Source organism: Tunturiibacter empetritectus (assembly GCF_014201375.1).
Lineage (GTDB): Bacteria > Acidobacteriota > Terriglobia > Terriglobales > Acidobacteriaceae > Edaphobacter > Edaphobacter lichenicola_D.
Window position 1 is genome coordinate 52691 of the sequence record NZ_JACHDZ010000010.1, and the last position, 20541, is coordinate 73231.

The window sequence follows — 20541 nt, forward strand, 5'->3', positions numbered from 1 at the left end:
GCCCATCCCTCACACGGCTCCACGGGCTGCACCGGTCCTCTCAGGACCGGCAAGACAGCTGAAGAGGATGCCCAAAAAGACGCAGATGACCACAACACTAAACATCCGGCTCACGATGCTACTACATCTTGTTAGCTTCAATCCACGCGGCGTGCGAGTTTATCTGGGCGGACCTTTTTTGTAGCTTCATCGTCCCACGTTTTCCACGGCCTCGGCATTTCCATGGCCTACCGTGAATTGAAGGATTCGAAGCTTCTGATACTATTCATCTAAATAGTTCATTACAAATAACTTATGGCCGATAACGCAGCTTACGTATAGTCGAATTGTTGAGTCAGCCGTGCTGGGTGGCTGAGCTGAAAGGGATCTGACTTTGCCCTTGTCAGCGCCGGGAAGGTGTACACGCTGAAGGGCGGCAAGAGCCAGTTCGACAAGTTTGCCGGACAGAATGTGACCATCAAAGGAAAGGTAGATGGAAAGACAATCACGGTGGACTCGATAGCAGCTGCCAAATCCTAGAGTCGGTATCTACGATTGCGGATTTCAGCAGCAGCCACAGCTCTCACCGCGTAGAGCGCGCCGTCCCTCGATGACCAAGATGGGCAATGCAAGGAGTGTTGCGGCTGAATCCACCCAATGTATGTGCCAAATGGCATTGATGGCTAGTCCCGCCAAAGTCACAGCAGCCAGGTAGGCACAGGTCGCTGACTGCACAGCATCCGCAGCCAAGGCTCGGTTGTTTGTAAGCCGTGCCGTCCTACGCTTCGCCCAGGCCAGAATAGGCATCACGACAAGGGCAGCAAGTGTGATGACTATGCCACTGCAGCTCGTCTCTGGAGTGACGCCAGACACGAACGCAAGCACCGTCACGAGCGCCACTACTCCTGCAAGTACAAAAAGCAGGATTCCAGCCAGCCGTGCGGCACGGTCTCTTGTGAGCGGAAACGACGGGGCAATCGCTAGCAGAACCACGGTTGCAGACAGCAATTCCACAAAGCTATCGGCGCCGAATGCCAGCAGCGCGGGGCTATGTGCTGAGATGGCTCCATAGAAAGACACCCCGCACTCGATCAACATCCATGCCAGCGTGATGCCCTGCAGCCAGGCTACTTGGCGCGCCGTGTTCATAGGTAGAGAGCTGGAATGAGTTTGGACTGTATGAGCCACAGAAGAATGTACCGAACTGAACTTCCCGGTTCCCGCTAACGATGCCTTATTCCACCGATTATATGAGAGCGTTCCAGCCGCAGCATGTTGCTATGGCGCGTCTTCGACCGGATGGACTTGGAACCCCTTCATCTCGGAACTGAAATAACGCCGCCTCATCCAGAAAGCCACATTGACTAGCCCAATTAGTGCTGGAACTTCGATGAGCGGCCCGACGACGCCGACGAAGGCCTCGCCGGATTTCAATCCGAAGACGGCCACTGCTACCGCTATCGCCAGCTCGAAATTGTTGCCCGCAGCTGTGAAGGATAAGGTTGCGGATTGCGCGTAGTCCGCGCCCAGCTTCTTGCCCATCCAAAAGCTGACCAGGAACATGATGAGGAAGTAGATGACAAGCGGGACCGCTATCTTAACCACATCCAGCGGGAGTCGCACGATCAAATCGCCCTTGAGGGAAAACATGACGAGAATCGTGAACAGCAGCGCGGCGAGGGTCAAAGGGCTGATGCGAGGAATGAAGCGAGTCCGATACCAGTCTTCGCTTTTGATCCGAATGAGAATGAAGCGTGTGAGGAATCCGGATACGAATGGGATACCGAGATATATGCCGACACTCTTCGCAATCTGAGCAATTCCAACATCAACAACACTTCCCTCGAGGCCGAACCACTTTGGGAGCACGGTGATAAAGGCCCATGCGTACAGGCTGTAGAAGAGCACCTGAAAGACGCTGTTGATGGCAACAAGCCCAGCAACATAATCCGTGTCGCCTTCCGCAAGTTCATTCCAGACCAGCACCATTGCGATGCAGCGGGCTATGCCGATCAGGATCAGCCCGCGCATATAGGCGGGCTCGCCCCGGAGGAAGACTATGGCCAGGAGGAACATCAGCACCGGGCCAATAAGCCAATTCTGCACGAGCGACAGGCCGAGAACGCGCTTGTTACGGAATACCTCTCCAAGCTTTTCGTATCGTACCTTCGCCAGAGGCGGAAACATCATAATGATGAGGCCGATAGCGATAGGGATGTTTGTTGTCCCGGTCTGAAAACGGTTGACGAAGCCGGCAGACGATGGAATGAAGTGGCCGATGGAAACGCCAATCGCCATAGCAAGAAAGATCCAGAGCGTCAGAAATCGGTCGAGAAACGAGAGCTTCTTTCGAGCGGCCGGAGCACAAACGCGGCCTTGAGTGAGCGGAGCGGTAGACATTAGCAGGCCTCACAGGTTGTTTCTTGGATCGTTGTAGGTAACGGAGCACCTTCGAGCAGGGCGTACTTCGCCGGGGAGCAACACGCCTTTGTCAGCCGCGCCCTGTCAGCCTGCATTGTCTTTTCTTCTTTCAGCCAGCCGAGCGTCTGCCGCAGGATCTGTGCCGCTCCGATATGCGGAGGCATGACGATCCGATAATGCATCCACTTCCCTTCCCGGCGCACCGCGACGATACCCGCGCTGCGGAGGTAAGCCAGATGACGCGAGATCTTCGGTTGAGGGCCCCCTAGGATCTGGACAAAGTAGCAAACACAAATCTCCTGGTCGCCAATGAGATTCAGTATCCGGAGCCGGGTGTTATCCCCGAGAGCCTGAAAGAACCGTTCCACGTTGAAAGTCTGCTTCGCTGCCATATGTTTATGTATACGCCTTGACGAATGCGAATGCAAGACATATAGTCGCCTAAGCGAATGTTTGGAGGAGATATATGTCAGAGCAGCTATTGGATTCAGTGAAGTCGAAGTACGGCGCGGTCGCGGAGAGCACATTGTCGAACGACCACGCAGGTGTGAAGGCGGTTGCGGAAGCCTTTGGCTACAGCGCCGAAGAGCTCACTTCAATTCCGGCAGGGGCTAATATGGGCCTCTCCTGCGGCAATCCCACAGCTACAGCCCACCTGAGAGCCGGAGAGGTTGTGGTCGATCTTGGCTCCGGCGGCGGTCTGGACGTATTCCTCGCGTCGAAGATGGTTGGGCCAGAGGGCCGCGCGATCGGCATCGATATGACCACTGCTATGATCGAGCGCTCGCGTGAGAACGCGCATCAGGGCGGCTACACCAATGTAGAGTTCTACCAGTCCACCATCGACCGGATTCCGCTCCCGGATGCTTCCGTCGATTGCGTTATTTCGAACTGCGTCGTGAATCTGGCGCCGGACAAGCCTGCTGTCTTCCGCGAGATCGCACGCGTCTTGAAGCCAGGCGGCCGAGTAGCCCTCAGTGATATTGCACTGAAGCACGAGTTGCCGGAAGCCGTAGCTCAAAGCGTCGCGGCGTATGTCGGCTGCATCGCAGGAGCGATCCTCATAGACGACTACCGCGCAGGATTGCTCGCGGCAGGCTTTCAGCACGTTGAGATCGTGGATAGCGGGGCTGATCTCAATGCTTATTCCAAGGTCGAGAATCAAGCTGGATGCTGCTCCCCTTCGATGGACACCGCCACCGGCTTAACAGTGCTCTCAGAGTCTTGCTGCTCGACAGACTCGCCCACCAGCCTGCATCAGGACCTGACGGCCCTATTGTCTGAATACGATGTGAATATAGCGGCGGCCAGCGTCAAGGTATATGCCGTAAAGCCGGTCAAGAGCGCTCAACCGGCTTGCTGTGGCCCGACCTGCTGCGCTCCGACGGCGGCACTGTGACTATCGCCCCTCAAATCGACACTGGATTGCAAGCTCAGTTGGAACTGGCCCGGCAGGTTCAACTGCGCTTACTACCGGAGCGGCGCTGCTGCCTTAGCGATTGGGAGGTAGCGTTTTCCTACGAATCTGCCGGATTCGTAAGCGGCGACTATGTCGATTTGATTCCGGCGGGAGCCGACGCCTTCTATTTTGCTCTCGGCGATGTGTCGGGCAAAGGGGTGGCAGCGTCAATGCTGATGTCTCATTTGCATGCCACGCTGCGGACATTGCTGCCTTCAAGCCGGACGATTGAAGAAGTAGTGACCACCGCGAGCAGCACCTTTTGTCAAAGCGCACTTCCTGCTCAATTTGCGACATTAGTGTTGGGCAAGGCAGATCGCAGCGGGAATGTGGAGTTGGTGAACGCCGGCCACAACCCAGTCCTACTTGTCGAAGGCGCTGAAGTTGAGGTTATTGCGGCTGCGAGCCTTCCTCTCGGGATGTTCTGCTCGACCGAATTCGCGAGCGTAAAACGACGTGTCAGCCCGGAAAGCACGCTGTTCCTGTATTCGGACGGGATTACAGAATCAACCGATGAAGCTGGAAATGAATTTAACCAGAACCGCCTCGCAGAGGCGCTCCTTCAATCGAGAAACCTGCTCCCTTCTGCGGTTGTGGAAACGATCCAACGCACCATCGTTCGTTACACCGATGGTGCGCAACCAAGCGATGACCGCACAATGCTTGCGCTTCGCCGGTCACCGAAAGGAATTTGAACAATGCCACACTACAACGTCTTGTTCCTCTGCACAGGAAATTCCGCACGTTCGATTATGGCCGAAGCGATCATGAAATGGAAAGGTACGCCGACCTTCACCGCCTACAGTGCCGGAAGTCACCCTTCCGGTTCGGTGCGGCCGGAGGCCCTCAGCCAGATCGAGAACGCGGGTTTGAGCACTGAGAACTTCCGGAGCAAGTCCTGGGATGAGTTCTCTAAGCCGGATTCTCCCTCGCTTGATTTCGTCTTCACCGTCTGCGATAACGCAGCGAACGAGGTCTGTCCATTGTGGCCTGGGCAGCCCATGACAGCGCATTGGGGTATCCCCGACCCCGCCGCCGTCCAAGGAACGCCAGAAGAAATCGAGCATGCTTTTAGTCAGGCTTTCACTATGCTCGACCGACGCATCAGCCTGTTTCTCTGTCTTCCGCTCGCGACGCTCGATACGTTCTCTTTGCAGAAGGAGATCGACAACATCGGGAAGCGGTAGACGTTCGGCGATGCGATTCCACCCACTCAACACGATTACAACCGGGAGACACGATGCTTAAGGTAATTTTCGCCTGCGTACACAATGCTGGCCGCTCACAGATGGCCGCAGCTTTCTTCAACCAGCTTGCCGACCGAACCAAGGCTGAAGCTGTCTCCGCAGGCACCGAGCCAGGTTTACGAGTGCATCCAGAGGTTCTTGCCGTCATGCAGGAGATTGGCATTGATCTCAGCGCCGCCACACCACAAAAGCTGACCCAGGAGCTTGCAAACGATGCGGGCCTGCTCATCACCATGGGTTGCGGCGACAAATGCCCCTACGTGCCAGGCCTTCGCCGCGATGACTGGCCATTGCCCGATCCAAAAGGCCGTCCTACGGATGAGGTTCGTGCAGTACGCGACGATATCAAGGCTCGTGTTGCGGAACTTATTCAGGCCGAAGGATTGGAGAAAGAGCCAGCGTGACTCCTCACGTCGGAGTGGCCTTTCTGTGGAGCGATCTGTCTGAACAGAGGCGCGCTCGTAGCTGCTGGGAATTTGGCCTTGAAGTCTAATAGGGTTTGTTCATGGCCGAGCGGGTGTTGCTCGCGCCACAATTCGAGCAGAAGGGCTGGCATCTGTGACAAAACGGCCTTTGTGCGACCCACTTTCGCATGACACCCAGGGCAAAGCGAAATCATAAGATGGAGTACGGATTTTCCTGGTACGCGATGATGAACAACGATGGAGCGTTTGCGTCGCCCCGACGCTCCGCAAACACGGCAGCAATAGCCATCTCGCTCTAGGACCTGTTCTCGCAACCCACCAAAATATTCGTCGTCCTGCCGTTTCAAGGTGTAGCAGGTCGCACAAAGACCAAGCGCGAGAATCTTCTCGCGTCCGCATCGACAATGCAGCGCCCGCTGTACTCCGGTCTTCGATGGGTTAGTCTTCAATGCCTGCCAGCCCAACATTGATGTCCGCGGCGATCCAGCCTTCTTTCCAGGGTTGCGTACGGCCCTCATCGAACGGAACTCCATTCGCCCGGGCATCGCCGCCAGCATCGAACAGCAGGCCCCATGTCTCAGCGTAATCATCTTCCCCGCCATCGGCCAAAACACGTTTGTGCCGATCCAATTCAAGAGCTTCCGTATCGGCGTCTTCCCAGCCACAACGCCAACAGTGATGTGCGATCTCTGAATCCGGTATTGCAGCCAGTCGTGCCCGATAGCCGGCCGCGTATTCGATGGTGTCCCACTTTTCTAAAGCCGCGAGTTCTGGATGAATCATGCACAATCTCCACTTGCTCTAGTTAGATAAAGATAACCCTTGCAGCTGCTTCTATACTCCCAACAAATCCAGTTATTAGATATCGCGCCCGTTCATCAACCACTCGTTTTCTGGTTTGCCCAATGCGTTGGCAGCGGCCCATTGAGCAAGATCCATCAGTTTCTCAAAGCTGCGCTTTTTGCCAACAGGATCAGTTACGACAAATGAGCGGTCTCGCTCGCTTTCCGGCAAATTATGTTTCGTTACGAGCATCACCGCCCAGATGCAAAGGCATCGCGAGTTGCACAGGTACATGTCTCCTTCCGCATCCGTAACGGTGTAGGAGCTCGAAGGAACAGCGACCATATCGTAGGAGCAGATCTGTCTCTTCATAGAGAACCTGATGATTGAGCCTAAAACCCATACTATCGAACAACCTGGTGCATCGCGGGAGGAGGTCGCGCGCGCCCTGGAGCAAACGATAAACTGCCGTCTTCCCGCGCAACCTCAGCGGGCCAAGGTGTCCGAATAGACTCTTTGACCTTCGTCGCGACCTGTACGATAACTCAGAATGAGACCCTATTACGACATTATTTCGCCGGGTGTCGGACGTAGGGTTGGGCTATACCCCATAGCGACACGCCCTAATCTTTCTCGTGGGCCTCACGCACACAGTCACGCGTAAGGGATCATCATTGGTGTCTCCTCTGTCGGTTCCCTGCTGTAGTTCTTGGTTCTAAATGACTGTGCTTCTTTAGAAGAGCGAGCTCGAACTATTTCATCAAAACAAATGAGCGCCGAAGGACGCTCTCTTGCCAGTCGCAATGAACTATTAGCTCCGGCTAGTAAATTTGAGTGTGCGCTCGCAGAAGTTGAGAAGTTCTTGGTCGTTGATCTGCTCTGTTTCCCAAGCAGCGTTCGTGTCGTGATGGAATTTGTTACCGTAGTCCAGCAGGTCTCGTAGCTCAATGATATTGCTTTCGCTCAAGATTTCACTCGGTGTACCCTTCCTCTGATTACAAGTGTTTATGAACGGACCAAGCAGGCTTCCTGGTTGAAAAACGGCGGGATATGCGACTCGCGTATAGCATTCGAGTATCGGACGTAACGCAGCTGCTACTGCCCTTTCATTGGTTCCCTGTTGGCTGCGAATGTACGCACTTACGGCGGCGTGTCGTTTGTCATGCTCCGTAATGGAGTCCTGATTCACGTCCCAAGTGTCGAGAACAGAGCCAGTGCCATTTCGAATGATCTTGAGCGCGGCCCGGCTGGTCTTATCAGCCTCTTGCCAGATTGCGCAAAGAAAGGGCTTTGAATGAGAGAGGACCACAACCTGCTCGACTCTATTCAACAATCTGCCGGTTTCCTGAACAGTTGTCAGAGAACGATGTTCGTCCAGGCTGGTCATCGGATCGTCGATCACAACTACCTTTTGAGATAACTGTGGATCTTGATCGAGAGATGCAAAGAAGAAAGCAAGGGCCAAGGTGTTTCGGTCCCCTGCACTAAGCGTGTTCTTGAAACAAGGGTCACCATCGTTCCCAGTAATAGCAACTGCAACGTTGTTGATTAGTACGTTGTAGCTGCACGACGAGCCAGAACGATTGTTCACAGAGGTGACGCTGCCAAGCCGAAAACCTGCGTTAAATTTAACCAGGTATGCGTTGATGGCAGTCTCGTAGGCCGGGAAAATGGCGGTTCGATATACGTCGAGAGCCCCACGCGCTGTGTCGCGAAGACCTTCCGTAATCTTCTTCGCCGCCTTTTCATCCATGTACGCTTGGCAAAGCAAATTGGTCGCAGAACTATGGCGTGCCTCAGTCGACTTCAACTTTGCGAGATCAGCAGCGAGCGTAGTGACATTCGCTGAAGCAGCTTGCTCCTTGACCAAGGCAATCTTCGGATTGACCGCCAACAGAGCATCGGAGATCGTCACGATTCCGCTGGTTGCACTTTCGTATTCGTCCAAAGCCAGAAGATCGGCTGAGGTCAGTGTGACAGCATCGAGCGGAGCGGCCTTTTTCGCGTTGAGTGCTGTTAGCACTATCTCTCGTGCCTTGTTCCAGGTGCGTGCTATCGCTGCAGTATCAATGTTGAGTTCCGGAACTTCGACAAAATTTTTCCAGAAATCACGTCGCTGGATCGCGACACGGACTGCCCGCTCAAACGCAGCAGGCGCGTCATTGCCGTGAGACCGAGCCAGACCCGCGATCCCACGGTCAATACTTGCCTTCAGATCGGCGTAGCTTTCGCTGAAGTAAGTTCTGTAAGCCTCCATGACAGAGGAGCCGTCGAGGTCTTGTGCGCAGAACGGACACACTTCATAGTCTGTTCCTTCCGAGGCCGAAGGAACCAGTCCCATTCCTTGTCCAACCCAAGACTCGCCACCTCCCCCGAGCGTCGAGAGATGCGCCTGGACTCGCATTGCAGCAGCAGCATCAAGTGTAGGTAGGTCGCGAGCCAGTAGCGCTTCTATTGCCAGTCTGTCGAACGCTGGCAGGGCTAGTTGAGAGAAGCCCGATTGCTGGGAGACGGTCTCCGCAGAACGAGCAGCAGCCAGACTGCGTTCAGCCTGCTGAATCAGCGCTGCTACATCAGCCTTGGCCTTCAATGCACAAAAGGCATCTACGGTGAGCGATCCCAACTGCGTCGATGGAATGGCATCGGCTTTTGTCTTCAATGTTTTATTGTGCTGCTCGATCTTCGCTACGTGCCCCTGCAGGGTTGCATTGAGGGTCACACCTTGAGCCCCCAGGATCAGCTCATGGAGATTCTGTCTATGTTCGGCACCGATTTCCACGCCGGAACACACGTTTTCGGCGACGAAAGCATCATCGAAGACGACGAGATCAGGGTAAAGACTAGACCATTGCCCATTTTGAAAGATGTAAGGAATGCTCGCATTCAAAACGACATGGGGCGCCTGAGTCGCTGACAAACGACGACGCTCAGTTATCAGCTTCGCGTCTCCACTCGCGAGTGAGCGAAAGATCGCAGCGAGGGTAGTTTTCCCTCTACTATTTCCAGCATAGAAAAGAGTGATCTTGGAGAATGCCAACTGGCTTCCTCCGGTCACAGAGTCGAACTGTCCGATGTTCCGTAGTAACTGGATGTGATCGATCACAATAAACCAAGGCCTTTCTTTTTTACAAGCAGATCAATTGAGCGCCAGCGGTTGAGCAATCATTACCCTAAAATACGCTTGCATCAATCTAACATTTGTTATAATACTAACAAACATGACAAAAGATGACACCGTTCCTAGACTTCTGCAAGAAATTCGTGTCAAGCTCAATCTCACCCAGGAGCAGCTCGCCGAACGGCTTGGGGTGTCTTTCGCAACGGTCAACAGGTGGGAAAATGGGCTAAACGTTCCCCAAAAGTCGGCTCGCAAGACCATCGAGGGCTTTGCTACGGAGTCCGGAATCAGTCTGGAAGCCGAAGACGCGACAGCAAATGTTGCGCCAAGCGTAACCCGGCGCCGCCGCGCTGCTGCCGCCCCAACCACGAAACCTATGGAGCAAATGCTCTGGGACGCAGCATGTTCCATCCGTGGAGAAAAGGATGCGGCTAAGTTCAAGGACTACTTACTCCCGCTTCTGTTTCTAAAGAGGCTGTCCGACGTTTTTGATGACGAGATTGACCGCTTGGCGGAGGACTACGGCGACCGCGCAACTGCATTGGAGATTGTCGAAGGCGACCACTCCTTGCTCCGGTTCTACGTTCCGCAAGAAGCGCGTTGGGCAATCCTGAGTGCCCGCGAGACGTATGCCTGGCCGAACGACGCGGCGAAACCGAAGGATATCGGGGAGCATTTGACGAAAGCTGTTCGCGCAGTCGTCAAACAGAATCCCGGCCTCGCCGGTGTGATCGATGTTGTCGATTTTGCTGCAGAGCGGAATGGCGAGCGGGACATCAACCCTGCGAAATTGCGGTCAGTAGTCGAGACCTTCTCCGATCCTCGCTATCGGCTCGGCCTCGCGGATGTAGAGCCAGACTTTCTCGGCCGTGCATACGAATATCTGCTACGGAAGTTTGCCGAGGGATCGGGCCAAAGCGCGGGTGAGTTCTTTACGCCGACAGAGGTCGGCTTCCTGATGGCGAATATCCTTCGCCCGAGGCCGGGTGAGGTCTGCCACGACTACGCTTGCGGTTCGGCTGGCTTGCTCGTGAAGTTGCAGCTTGTCTGCAAGGAACTGAATCCGCTGAGTAAAGTCCCGCTGCAACTGACTGGCCAGGAACTTCAGGCCGAGAGCTACGCCGTCGCCAAGATGAACGGCATCATCCACGACATGGAGATTGAGATCGCCCGGGGCGACACAATGATCAATCCGAAGTTCCGCTCACCCGAGGGAAAGATCCGGACCTTCGACATTGTGGTGGCCAATCCCATGTGGAATCAGCCTTTTGCTCCAGACGTCTTCGCCAACGATCCGTTTGATCGTTTCCGATCTTCCGGAGGTATCACTACGGGCAAAGGTGATTGGGCGTGGCTTCAGCACACCATTGCTTGTATGAGCGACCATGGTCGTGCGGCAGTCGTGCTCGATACGGGAGCCGTCTCTCGTGGATCTGGCTCGAAGAATGAGGATAAGGAACGTAACATCCGTAAATGGTTTGTCGATCAGGATTTGATCGAAGGTGTCGTTCTACTGCCTGACAATCTCTTCTACAACACGCCGGCAGCAGGGGTGATTGTTGTGTTGAATAAGCGTAAGGCTGCCGCTCGTAAAGGCAAAATCGTCTTAGTAAACGCTAGCACACACGTTGCGAAGGGAAAGCCAAAGAACTATCTCATATCAGGAGACATCCGCTCGCTGGCCGGCGCATTCTTGCGCGGCGAGCCGGCAGCTGGCGAGGTTGCAGTCATCACCCAGCTCGAAGCGTCGGACGCTGACTACAACTTGAGCCCAGGCAAGTGGATTTCTCAGGTTGGCACCCTGACCCACTCTTCCACTAGAGACCTGATAAGTCGCTATAGCGAAGTTTCGCGAGGTATGGAGACTGCTGAACTGGCGCTCACCAAATTGCTAAAAACCCTCAACGACAATGAAGCAACAGATGTAGTGGTGACTGATAGCGAAATTGGTCCTATAGGTCCCGATCGTACTGTTGTGAAACTTGGGGATTATATTGAGCGGCCTGACTACGGCTTCACCGCTAGTGCGAGCCAAGATGCGGTCGGGCCAAAAATGTTGCGCATTACTGATATTCAAGACGGTGGCGTGGATTGGGACGCTGTACCTTATTGCGCGTGCGATGCCGATTCAGCCTCTGAGAAGAAACTCTCGGCGGGGGACGTCTTGGTCGCGCGGATTGGTGCCACAACAGGAAAGTCGTACATGATTAGCGATTGCCCGGAATCGGTATTTGCTTCTTATCTCATACGCGTTCGTGCCAAGAAGGAGAAGATACTCCCCAAATTTTTGCACTATCTTATGCAGAGCGCGGCCTACTGGAGACAGATCGCAAGCAACAAGGGAGACAGGCTGAAAGGTGGAGTCAATATTCCCGTGCTCGAATCGATATTGCTGCCGATGCCTCACGATCAGGAGCAACAGGCACAGATAGTCGAGGTACTCGATACCCTTGAACAAAGGATCTTAGCGCACAAGCGTCAGGCTGCAATACTTGATGATTTGTTTCGCAAGTTGCTTGACCAGCTAGTTTCAGGCGCCACTGTCATAGCTGACCAGGATGGAACGGGCTCAGGAACAGTCTCAGCGGAGGCGCTAGCATGAGCCAACTCAGCATCAGCGAAGCGGGTACTGTCCAGTTCCCGATGGTGAAGCACGCCGTTGAAATTGGCTGGACGGCCATTGGTCCTGACGAAGCCCGGCAGAAGCGGGGTGGCGATAGCGGAATGTTGTTCCGCGATGTACTGGCAGCTAAGCTAGCCGAGTTCAACTCCTGGCTGAAGCCCGACGCTGTACGTTCGATCATCGAAACGATTGACGCCATTCCTGCGACGATTGAGGGAAACCGCGATGTATTGGCGTGGCTGCGGGGCGAAAAGAGCTGGTATGACGAAGAGGAGAAGCGCCATAGGCATGTGACGCTCATCCACTTCGAAGATCCCGGCGAGAACACGTTCCATGTCACTTGGGAATGGACGCTCAAGCCGCCAGCTCGCAAGGGCAACCGAGCCGATGTAATGTTTGTGGTGAATGGTGTCCCGGTCTGCATTGTCGAACATAAGAACCCGAAAGACGGCAACGCGATTGAGCGTGGCATTACCCAGTTGCGCCGCTATGAGCTCGAAACTCCTGAGTTGATTGGCACACCGCAACTCTTCAACGTGACCCATTTGCTCGACTATTGGTATGGCGTGACCTGGAATGTCACTCGACGTGATATGGCGCGGTGGAAGCAGACTCCGGACGAGGCCTATCGCTTCGCGGTCCAGGCATTTTTTGAGCGAACAGACTTTCTGAGGACACTGCAACACTGGATTTTGTTCTATGTGCAGGACAGTGAAACCCGGAAGTCAGTTTTACGGCAGCATCAGCGCCGCGCAGTGGATGCAGTCGCTGAACGCTGTGCCGATCCTAACAAGACGCGCGGCCTGGTCTGGCACACGCAAGGGTCAGGCAAGACATTCACTCTCCTCACAGCGGCTAAGCTAATTCTTGAACAAAAAGAGCGGTTCGCGAATGCGACCGTGATCCTGGTCGTGGATAGAACAGAGCTCGAAGGACAACTCAAAGGCTGGGTTGAGCGATTACTGGGTGAGATGCAAAAGCACGACATCGCCGTGAAGCGGGCAAACTCCAGGTCGGATCTGCAAAGCCTTCTGGATGCAGATTTTCGCGGTCTGGTGATTGCGATGATCCACAAGTTTGATGAAATCCGCAAGGACAGCTGTACGCGAGACAACGTCTACGTCTTCATCGACGAAGCGCATCGCTCTGTCGCGAAGGACCTAGGAACCTATCTAATGGCCGCCGTACCGAAGGCCACAATCATTGGTTTCACGGGTACGCCGATCGACAAGACCGTGTATGGCGAAGGCACGTTCAAGATCTTCGGGGCGCAAGACGATCGCGGATATCTGGACAAGTATTCGATTCGTGAATCGATCGACGATGAGACGACTCTTCCGATAAAACACACTCTCGCTCCAAGTCAGATGACCATCCCAGTGGAACAGCTCGATAAGGAATTCTACGCATTGTCATCAACCGAAGGTGTGACAGACATTGAGGAGTTGAACAAAGTTCTAGACAAGGCCGTCGGGCTTCGCACCTTTCTCAAGGCCGATGATCGTGTCGAAAAGGTCGCTTCTTTCGTCGCCAATCACTTCAAAGAGAACGTACTGCCCCTCGGTTACAAAGCATTTCTCGTGGCTGTGGATCGCGAGGCTTGCGCGAAATACAAAAAGGCGCTTGATGCTCTGTTGCCCCCGGAATGGAGCGAAGCCGTCTACACAGAAAACAGTGCCGACATCATTGACCGACCCTTGGTAGCACAGCTTCAACTTAGCGAGGAGCGCGAAGAGGATGTGCGTCTTCTCTTCAAGAAGCCCGACAAAGACCCGAAAATCCTAATCGTAACGGACAAGCTTCTCACCGGATACGACGCTCCTATCCTCTATTGCCTCTACCTAGACAAGCCAATGCGAGACCACGTCTTGTTGCAGGCTATCGCCCGAGTCAACAGACCCTACGTCGATTCGAAGGGTGTCCAGAAACCTGTCGGCCTGGTAGTGGATTTCATCGGAGTTCTTCGCGAACTGAAGAAGTCGCTTCAGTTCGATTCGCAGGATGTGAGCGGAGTCATAGAGGACCTGGATGTTCTGCTGGATGATTTCAAAGTTCGCATTGAGCAAGCCGAGACCACCTATCTCAAGCCGTTGGAAGGCGGGAATGCTGACGAGAGATTGGAGCGGTCAGTGTATGGTCAGTTCTTGGAACTTGCCGCCCGGAAAGTCTTCTTTGAGGACTACAAACATCTTGAGAGTCTGTGGGAGATTCTCTCGCCATCTCCTGAGCTTCGGGAGCACATCCCAACTTTCAAGCGGCTGGCTCAGCTCTATGCAGCTGTGCGTAACGCCTATGCCGAGAAGGTCGGATTCATTGCGGACCTGGCATACAAGACGCGGCGACTCGTCGAGGAGAGTGCCACGCAAGATGGTTTAGGCCTCGTGACGAAGAGCGTCACCTTCGACGTTAAAACGCTTGAATCACTTAAGACAGACAAAGGCTCCGATGAAGGCAAAGTATTCAATTTGGTGCGTGGACTCCAACAGGAGATAGATGAAGATCCGAACGCCGCCGCGGTCTTACAGCCGCTGAAGGACCGCGCTGAACGTATCTTGCGTGACTTGGAGGGACGTCGCACCACGGGTCTCGCAGCGATGGACCTGCTAGCTGCTTTGGCTGCTGAGAGGGATGCAGCAATGGCAGCCGCCAAGGATAGTGGTTTGTCGCCCAAGGGCTTCGCTGTGTTCTGGGCTCTGCGCGGCGAGACCTCCCTGGTACCACTAGGCATTGACTCGATAGACATTGCCCGCGAGGCTGAGGCGCTAGCGACGCGGTTCCCGAACGCCGCACTAAACACCGACGAGCAAAGACGGCTTCGAGCCAGTCTCTACAAGCCCTTGCTCTCTTTGCCAAGTGAAGAGCGAACACGCCTCGTTGAGATGATCGTCGCCAAGCTAGTGAATTAGAGATGTCGGAGTGCAGAATGCAGAATGCGAAATACCTGAGACATAGGGCGGATTCGTGGGCGAAGCGGCTGAAGGTCTCACCTCGATCCATTCGAGTGCAACAAATGACACGGAAGTGGGGTTCGTGCTCAACCCTTGGGACAGTTACGCTTGCTGCTGATTTGCTTCGCTGCAAAGATTCATTTCAGGACTTCGTGATTGTGCACGAACTCCTTCACCTTCGTGTCCCGAACCACGGTCGCTTATTCAAGGCTTTGCTCACGGCCCACATTCCGCATTGGCGAACATTGGATCTCACGCGGAAAGCGTGAATGCAGCTTGGTTACCGTCGCTTAGCCCGGTAGCCCTTCGGCAATTCGTCTCCCGGTTCCACGCGCTTCTTGCTAGCTTTATCGAGTTCTTTCGTCGGCTCTTTTGGCTTTCGCGTCCATTCCTCGTGTCCCAGACGGGCCAGCTTTTCAGCGACCGCCACATTGATGAACAGATTCAAAGAGACGCCCTCCTTCTCTGAAAACACCTCTTCGGTTCGCCGCACCGACGGCATCGGCCGCAGCGGAAACTTCGGGATCGCTGTCTTACGCGCTTCAGTCGCCATCTTGGTTCCCCTCCCCTCATTTTCTCTAACAGTTCCGCCGGGGAAAGCACCGGAATTCCAAACCTCTTGATGCCACGCAAGGCCTCGGTTTAAAGGGAGGAAGTCTCCTCCCTGCCTCCAGCCGGCGATGGAGGTGTCGTCTTCCGGCACCCTCCTCTGCGGGCCGACCGCAACGCCCTCCCCGAAACCAACCATTCATGCGCTCCGCGCAAGGCAAGGAAACCAAGCCTTCCTGAGGGACTCCGTCCCTGGCGCGCGCAAGAGGCACCCCAATCTTCCGCGCTGCGCTTGTGCAGACCGGCCTACGGCCGCCCTCCACTTCGTTCCGGGTGGGGAACCCCACCTCTTGCACTTGCCGCCCCTGCTGGCGTGGGCCAGGGCCAAGGCGTGTTTGTCAGCAAACACAGCAAGGCCATTCAAAAACGGAGGAAGCACCCATGAGCAGCATCGCCACCACGAACGAAACCAGCAACGTTACTTCCCTTCCCACCGCACCCAAGCCGCAGACGAGCAAAGAAGTCATCGCCGCCAACGTAAAGCTACTCGTCGAGCAGCTTGAGGCAGGACACAGCGAAGGGCTCACCGCCTACCTCACCGCAATGGGTAAATTCCATAGCTATTCGTTCGGGAACATCCTCGAAATCGCCCGACAAATGCCGTCCGCATCAAGAGTAGCCGGGATGTATGCATGGAATCAGCTTGGACGCAGGGTAAAGAAGGGACAGAAGGGCATTCGCATTCTGGCCCCCATGCTCGGCACCAAACGCAAGAAGGATCCGGAAGCCGAGAAGGACATCACCAAGCAGAATCAGCCCTTGTTGGTGGGATTCCGCGCCGTGTACGTGTTCGATGTTTCGCAAACCGAAGGGGCAGAGCTTCCCGACCTGAAAGAGCGCGTCAAGGGAGACGTTGGCGAATACCGCGGACGCCTGATCGACTTCATCCTTGCCCAAGGTATCGAGCTTGAATTCAAGGAAAGCATCGCCCCCGCCTTAGGCATGAGCTACGGAGGCAAGATCGCTATCTTTCCCGGCCAATCCGCAGCGGAAGAATTTTCAACGTTAGTCCATGAGGCGAGCCACGAATTGTTACACAAATGCTCTCGCCGCACCGCCACCACCAAGACAGTACGCGAGACGGAAGCCGAGGCAATCGCCTTCGTTGTCTCTCAGACCATCGGACTAGACGCAGGAAACGCGGCCGCCGACTACATCCACCTTTACAACGGAAACGCGGCACTTCTGGCCGAGAGCTTGGAAGTCATTCAACGCACATCCGCCTTGATTCTCTCTGCAATCGAGACACCGGAAGTCGTGCAGGTTCCGACCGAAGAGAAGCCAGCCGAGCAGCCCACCACGCAGGACGCCACCGATGCAGCACTCGCGGAGGTGGCGTAATGCAGACCCTTCTCGACATCCTCAACAGAGCCGGGGGCTGGAATCCCGGCCTCTATCTCAAGATCGAGAACGCGCCTTATATGGCGCTTGTGATCGAAGCCACCGACGAATCAGGCCCCAGTGGACTTCCCGCAATTTCCGTAGCCCACTACGGCGAACAGAACGGCGACCTGATGCGCGACCCGGAGATGTGTTTCGAACTTGGCCTTGTGCAAGGGGCTCACCTTGACCCGTTCTATTTTCGTAACGACTACATCGGCCTAGAGCAGTGGAGCCGCACCATTGAGCGCGGCCACTACGTTCACCTTTCCAGCTTGCACGAGCAACACAAGCAATTCGCCAGGCAGTGGGACAACAACCTGCGTTTGCAGGGCTTCGCCGAAGCATTCGAGCGGCAGCAGACCCCACGCGCCTAAACCCATTCCGCAGCGGAGCGGACACAGGGCATCGTGTTCGCTCCACACCCTCAGGCCTTTCAACCCGCCCAAGGAGGCAATCATGCAGAACAGCAGCGCATTCCAGTACCTCGCCATCGACACCATCCACGAGTCCAACACGAACCCCCGGCGCACTTTTGACGAAGGCAAGCTGCAGGAGCTGGCAGAGAGCATCAAGCATCACGGCCTTATCCAGCCCATCACCGTCCGTCCGAACTCGGACGGGTTCGAGTTAGTCGCGGGAGCGCGACGTTACCGCGCCGCTCAGTTGGCCGAGTTGTTTTCCATCCCCGCCCGTATCGTTGAACTCACCGACGCCCAATCTCAAGAATGGCAGCTGGTTGAGAATTCTCAACGCGTCGACGTTCATCCTTATGAGGAAGCGCAGGGCTTCCAATCATTGCTTGACTTGCCTGGCTACGACGTAGCCGCACTGGTCGAGAAATCAGGCAAGAGCGCAAGCCACATCTACGCCCGTTTGTCTCTTCTGCAACTCATTCCCGAAGTGGCCGAAGCGTTTACGCAGGAGCGCATCACCGCCAGCCACGCTAACCTTATCGCCCGTCTTCCGCAGGAGTCACAGGCCGACGCCTTCCAGCAGTGTTGGCGTAAGGACTGGCAGGATTCGGAGCCGCACCTGCTACCCGCCAAGCACGTATCGGCATGGATTCAGAACAACCTCTATCTCTCACTTGCGGATGCTCCATTCGACCGCGAAGACCCCACCCTCAACCCCGCAGCCGGAGCTTGCGTCACCTGCCCCCATCGCAGCGGATATAACGCTTCCCTCTTTTCCGACGTAACCGAGGGCGACCAGTGCCTCTCAGGACCCTGCTATCAAATCAAACTCACCGCTCATATCGATCGCGAGATTGCAGCCCGTCCCGAGCTTATCCGGATCGAGAACGGCTGGAGAAACGCACGAGAGCAGAGGCCCGGTGCCGTTCAGCGCGGGCACTTCCGAGAGATCGAGACTGTAGTCGAGAACCCGGATGCCGAGCCAGCCCCGCCGTGCGCAGCCGCTAAGCCCGCAATCATCGTCTATGGCAAGCGCGTAGGAACCACTCTCACCGTATGCACAGACGACGATTGCCCCGTACACGACCCACGAGCAGAGGAAGAACAAGCCGCCAATCCCGCCCCTACTATGGCGCCCGCGTCCGAAGCCGAGACACAGGAAGAGGCAGAGGAACGCCAGCGCAACTACGAACAGCAACGAAAGGAGTACGAGCAGGAGCGGGAGCGGAAAGCCGAAGAGCGGAAACAGCAGTTCGAGCGGGAACAGAAGGAGCATGAAGCCGAACGCGCCCGCAGAGAGAAGTTGCATAAGGCGCGTTTATCAAAGTTCGACCGGATTCTAGACAAAGCCCCAGCCATGTTCAGCGCAACGCAATTGAGAGTGTTTCTCCGCGCCCTCGCCACTATCGACCCTTACGCCTTCGACGACGTAGCCGAGCAACTTGCCGCTGATGACGAAAACAACCAGCAGACCTCCGAAGAGATTCTGCTTTCCACCATCGACGGACTACCGGATGACAAGCTCACCGGGTTTGCCCTCCGTCTCGTCCTCACCGCACACACACCCATTCCGCGCGAAAGCGAAATCGACTTTCTAACCGAGGCCGAAACCGCTTTTGCTCCCCCACAACCCAAGAAGACAGCCACCAAGAAAGCGAAGACAGCCACACCGATCGAGGCCGCTCAGAAGACCGCAGCTAAGAAGACCACGGCTAAGAAGCAGGTTGCAGCCTAACCCGCAGCGGGAGTCAGCTAACCGGCTCCCGCTTTTTTCCAAAAGGAGAAGATCATGTTTCAGTTCAGCTACAAACTCAAGGTCGCCGAACGGGTGAAGGCGAAGTGCGAACGGCATCCACGTTACAACCCGGAGCGGGAAGGACGGGGCGGAATCAAGGGTGGATGCTCCACATGCTTCTCTCTCTTCGACCTGCATCAGGCGAGGTTATCGCTGGATGCCGCCCACAGGGAGTTTCTGAGAAGAGCCACGCCGTGGTCTCACATACGTCAGCCACGGAACAGGACAAACTCACAGAGGCAGAAAGATCCTCCATTTGGAAGCCAACCTCTCTAATCCGAGGGGTTGCGTTCGCAACCGCACTCTTCGCAAAAAAATGCTCCCGAGGGTGTCAAAAGGTGCCCCTCTCATCTCGCTTAGAGGGTAGATGGTATGAACTTCGCCCACGCAAGGCGGGCGGCGGGGCCTTTCCCTCCCCGCCCTCTCCCTCGGTGAAACAAATCTCAAGGATGACGTCGATATGGATAGAACCGAATCCACAGTTCGCAATTTGCTCACGGCGATCGAGGCACCGCTCTACGATGTCGGTGTCCTGAGTGAGCGTGGAATGCTTCCGGGATTCGACGGCATCGCGGCCGGGGCGGTCCTCGACAGGCTTTCTCTGCTCAAGTACCGCAATGCCCACGGCTCGCACATCTACATTCGCCCATCCGGGGAGCATCGTTTCACCACCCTCGACGATCTCCACGAGACCTCGCTTGCGAGGCTCGCGGCGGATGGCTTCAACCCATGTGCTGTTGTCGAGACCAGCGCAGGCAACTTTCAAGCCTGGCTGAAGCACGCCAGGATATTTCCGAAGCTCCTCGGAACCTTTGCAGCGCAGACATTGGCCGAGCGGTACGACGCTGACCCCAGCGCGGCGGACTGGAGGAGATTTGGACGGCTTCCCGGCTTCACGAACTGTAAACCTAAATACCGCAAGTCTGACGGCCTCTTCCCTTTCGTGCGCCTGCACAGCCACACCGGACAGCAGTACCCGATGGCGGAGGCCTTCGCGCAAGAGATAACGACGCTCTTCGAGGCCCGCGAGCAGGAACACGAGGCGAGGCGTCTGCAAAATTCTCTTTCTCCCCAAAGGGGACCGAGGTTATCGAACCTATCTCTCGAGCGATTCCGAAGCTCAACCAAGTACCAGGACCGACCCGCCGCCGCCGACATCGCTTTCTGTGTCGCCGCTTTTGCCAATGGCATCACCGAGGACCGGATCGGATGTGCCCTTGAAGACGATTACCTCTCGCGCGATTCCAGTCCTACCAGGCGAGCTGCCTACATACAGAGAACCATGGGGAAGGCGAGGAGATGGGCCGAACGATGAGCATCGGTGTTGCATCTGCTCTT

Annotated in this window: 19 protein-coding genes; 12 read left to right on the plus strand and 7 right to left on the minus strand. The window is 55.6% G+C overall.

Annotated features, from left to right (window positions below; genetic code table 11):
* The first annotated feature begins 396 nt into the window (after positions 1–396).
* Positions 397–519, plus strand: coding sequence for a hypothetical protein (locus tag HDF10_RS21120; RefSeq protein ID WP_260178041.1), 123 nt, complete (start codon positions 397–399; stop codon positions 517–519).
* Between the two features lie 24 nt (positions 520–543).
* Here HDF10_RS21120 and HDF10_RS20055 read toward each other — a convergent pair whose 3' ends face one another.
* The 3 genes from HDF10_RS20055 to HDF10_RS20065 form a co-directional block, all read right to left on the minus strand.
* Positions 544–1128 carry a cation efflux transmembrane domain-containing protein gene (locus HDF10_RS20055; RefSeq protein WP_183816675.1) on the minus strand — a complete coding sequence of 195 codons (585 nt, stop codon included), beginning with the start codon at positions 1126–1128 and terminating at the stop codon, positions 544–546.
* A 129-nt stretch (positions 1129–1257) separates the two neighbouring features.
* Entirely contained in the window at positions 1258–2379 is a 1122-nt protein-coding gene (arsB, locus tag HDF10_RS20060; RefSeq protein WP_183816677.1) for an ACR3 family arsenite efflux transporter, read from the minus strand.
* The gene (locus HDF10_RS20065; protein ID WP_183816679.1) at positions 2379–2792 is read right to left on the minus strand and encodes an ArsR/SmtB family transcription factor; all 414 of its coding nucleotides are present in this window, start codon (positions 2790–2792) and stop codon (positions 2379–2381) included. The genes arsB and HDF10_RS20065 overlap by 1 nt, the downstream gene beginning before the upstream one ends.
* Positions 2793–2866: 74 nt before the next feature.
* On the opposite strand from HDF10_RS20065, the gene arsM reads away from it, so the two are divergent.
* The 4 genes from arsM to HDF10_RS20085 are packed head-to-tail and all read left to right on the plus strand — an operon-like array spanning position 2867 to position 5510.
* A complete protein-coding gene (gene arsM, locus HDF10_RS20070) occupies positions 2867–3799 on the plus strand; it encodes an arsenite methyltransferase (RefSeq protein WP_183816681.1) in 933 nt (310 codons plus the stop codon).
* Complete coding sequence (locus HDF10_RS20075; protein WP_183816683.1) at positions 3757–4554, plus strand: PP2C family protein-serine/threonine phosphatase; 798 nt, start codon at positions 3757–3759, stop codon at positions 4552–4554. Before arsM ends, HDF10_RS20075 begins: the two co-directional genes overlap by 43 nt.
* A gap of 3 nt (positions 4555–4557) precedes the next feature.
* The gene (locus HDF10_RS20080; protein ID WP_183816685.1) at positions 4558–5046 is read left to right on the plus strand and encodes an arsenate reductase ArsC; all 489 of its coding nucleotides are present in this window, start codon (positions 4558–4560) and stop codon (positions 5044–5046) included.
* A gap of 53 nt (positions 5047–5099) precedes the next feature.
* A complete protein-coding gene (locus HDF10_RS20085) occupies positions 5100–5510 on the plus strand; it encodes an arsenate reductase ArsC (protein WP_183816687.1) in 411 nt (136 codons plus the stop codon).
* Between the two features lie 459 nt (positions 5511–5969).
* On the opposite strand, the gene HDF10_RS20090 is transcribed toward HDF10_RS20085, so the two are convergent.
* The 3 genes from HDF10_RS20090 to HDF10_RS20100 all read right to left on the minus strand — a co-directional run bounded on the left by HDF10_RS20090 (position 5970) and on the right by HDF10_RS20100 (position 9351).
* Positions 5970–6314 carry a hypothetical protein gene (locus tag HDF10_RS20090; protein WP_183816689.1) on the minus strand — a complete coding sequence of 115 codons (345 nt, stop codon included), beginning with the start codon at positions 6312–6314 and terminating at the stop codon, positions 5970–5972.
* Between the two features lie 75 nt (positions 6315–6389).
* Entirely contained in the window at positions 6390–6686 is a 297-nt protein-coding gene (locus HDF10_RS20095) for a hypothetical protein (protein ID WP_183816691.1), read from the minus strand.
* Between the two features lie 439 nt (positions 6687–7125).
* The gene (locus HDF10_RS20100) at positions 7126–9351 is read right to left on the minus strand and encodes an AAA family ATPase (RefSeq protein WP_221271923.1); all 2226 of its coding nucleotides are present in this window, start codon (positions 9349–9351) and stop codon (positions 7126–7128) included.
* Positions 9352–9532: 181 nt separating this feature from the next.
* Between HDF10_RS20100 and HDF10_RS20105 the strand changes: the two genes are divergently transcribed.
* The 3 genes from HDF10_RS20105 to HDF10_RS21270 are packed head-to-tail and all read left to right on the plus strand — an operon-like array spanning position 9533 to position 15272.
* Positions 9533–12034, plus strand: a complete 2502-nt coding sequence (locus HDF10_RS20105) for an N-6 DNA methylase (RefSeq protein ID WP_183816695.1) — start codon at positions 9533–9535, stop codon at positions 12032–12034.
* A complete protein-coding gene (locus HDF10_RS20110; RefSeq protein ID WP_183816696.1) occupies positions 12031–14961 on the plus strand; it encodes a type I restriction endonuclease subunit R in 2931 nt (976 codons plus the stop codon). Before HDF10_RS20105 ends, HDF10_RS20110 begins: the two co-directional genes overlap by 4 nt.
* A gap of 17 nt (positions 14962–14978) precedes the next feature.
* Positions 14979–15272 carry a M48 metallopeptidase family protein gene (locus HDF10_RS21270; RefSeq protein ID WP_183816698.1) on the plus strand — a complete coding sequence of 98 codons (294 nt, stop codon included), beginning with the start codon at positions 14979–14981 and terminating at the stop codon, positions 15270–15272.
* A gap of 11 nt (positions 15273–15283) precedes the next feature.
* Here the strand turns inward: HDF10_RS21270 and HDF10_RS20120 are convergent, their stop codons facing one another.
* Complete coding sequence (locus HDF10_RS20120) at positions 15284–15556, minus strand: hypothetical protein (RefSeq protein WP_183816700.1); 273 nt, start codon at positions 15554–15556, stop codon at positions 15284–15286.
* Between the two features lie 437 nt (positions 15557–15993).
* On the opposite strand from HDF10_RS20120, the gene HDF10_RS20125 reads away from it, so the two are divergent.
* The 4 genes from HDF10_RS20125 (at position 15994) to HDF10_RS20140 (ending at position 20518) form a co-directional block, all read left to right on the plus strand.
* Positions 15994–16953, plus strand: a complete 960-nt coding sequence (locus tag HDF10_RS20125; protein ID WP_183816702.1) for an ArdC family protein — start codon at positions 15994–15996, stop codon at positions 16951–16953.
* Complete coding sequence (locus HDF10_RS20130) at positions 16953–17369, plus strand: DUF6908 domain-containing protein (protein ID WP_183816709.1); 417 nt, start codon at positions 16953–16955, stop codon at positions 17367–17369. The genes HDF10_RS20125 and HDF10_RS20130 overlap by 1 nt, the downstream gene beginning before the upstream one ends.
* A gap of 82 nt (positions 17370–17451) precedes the next feature.
* Positions 17452–19143 (plus strand): ParB/RepB/Spo0J family partition protein, encoded by a 1692-nt coding sequence (locus tag HDF10_RS20135; protein ID WP_183816710.1) that lies wholly within the window; start codon positions 17452–17454, stop codon positions 19141–19143.
* Positions 19144–19663: 520 nt separating this feature from the next.
* Positions 19664–20518, plus strand: a complete 855-nt coding sequence (locus HDF10_RS20140) for a RepB family DNA primase (protein ID WP_183816711.1) — start codon at positions 19664–19666, stop codon at positions 20516–20518.
* Positions 20519–20541 lie beyond the last annotated feature (23 nt).

Coding starts and splice junctions, on each gene's coding strand:
- HDF10_RS20055 (WP_183816675.1), bottom strand. CDS start 1,128: ATGAACACGGCGCGCCAAGTAGCCTGGCTGCAGGGCATCACGCTGGCA.
- arsB (WP_183816677.1), bottom strand. CDS start 2,379: ATGTCTACCGCTCCGCTCACTCAAGGCCGCGTTTGTGCTCCGGCCGCT.
- HDF10_RS20065 (WP_183816679.1), bottom strand. CDS start 2,792: ATGGCAGCGAAGCAGACTTTCAACGTGGAACGGTTCTTTCAGGCTCTC.
- arsM (WP_183816681.1), top strand. CDS start 2,867: ATGTCAGAGCAGCTATTGGATTCAGTGAAGTCGAAGTACGGCGCGGTC.
- HDF10_RS20080 (WP_183816685.1), top strand. CDS start 4,558: ATGCCACACTACAACGTCTTGTTCCTCTGCACAGGAAATTCCGCACGT.
- HDF10_RS20085 (WP_183816687.1), top strand. CDS start 5,100: ATGCTTAAGGTAATTTTCGCCTGCGTACACAATGCTGGCCGCTCACAG.
- HDF10_RS20090 (WP_183816689.1), bottom strand. CDS start 6,314: ATGATTCATCCAGAACTCGCGGCTTTAGAAAAGTGGGACACCATCGAA.
- HDF10_RS20095 (WP_183816691.1), bottom strand. CDS start 6,686: ATGAAGAGACAGATCTGCTCCTACGATATGGTCGCTGTTCCTTCGAGC.
- HDF10_RS20105 (WP_183816695.1), top strand. CDS start 9,533: ATGACAAAAGATGACACCGTTCCTAGACTTCTGCAAGAAATTCGTGTC.
- HDF10_RS20110 (WP_183816696.1), top strand. CDS start 12,031: ATGAGCCAACTCAGCATCAGCGAAGCGGGTACTGTCCAGTTCCCGATG.
- HDF10_RS21270 (WP_183816698.1), top strand. CDS start 14,979: ATGCAGAATGCGAAATACCTGAGACATAGGGCGGATTCGTGGGCGAAG.
- HDF10_RS20120 (WP_183816700.1), bottom strand. CDS start 15,556: ATGGCGACTGAAGCGCGTAAGACAGCGATCCCGAAGTTTCCGCTGCGG.
- HDF10_RS20125 (WP_183816702.1), top strand. CDS start 15,994: ATGAGCAGCATCGCCACCACGAACGAAACCAGCAACGTTACTTCCCTT.
- HDF10_RS20130 (WP_183816709.1), top strand. CDS start 16,953: ATGCAGACCCTTCTCGACATCCTCAACAGAGCCGGGGGCTGGAATCCC.
- HDF10_RS20135 (WP_183816710.1), top strand. CDS start 17,452: ATGCAGAACAGCAGCGCATTCCAGTACCTCGCCATCGACACCATCCAC.
- HDF10_RS20140 (WP_183816711.1), top strand. CDS start 19,664: ATGGATAGAACCGAATCCACAGTTCGCAATTTGCTCACGGCGATCGAG.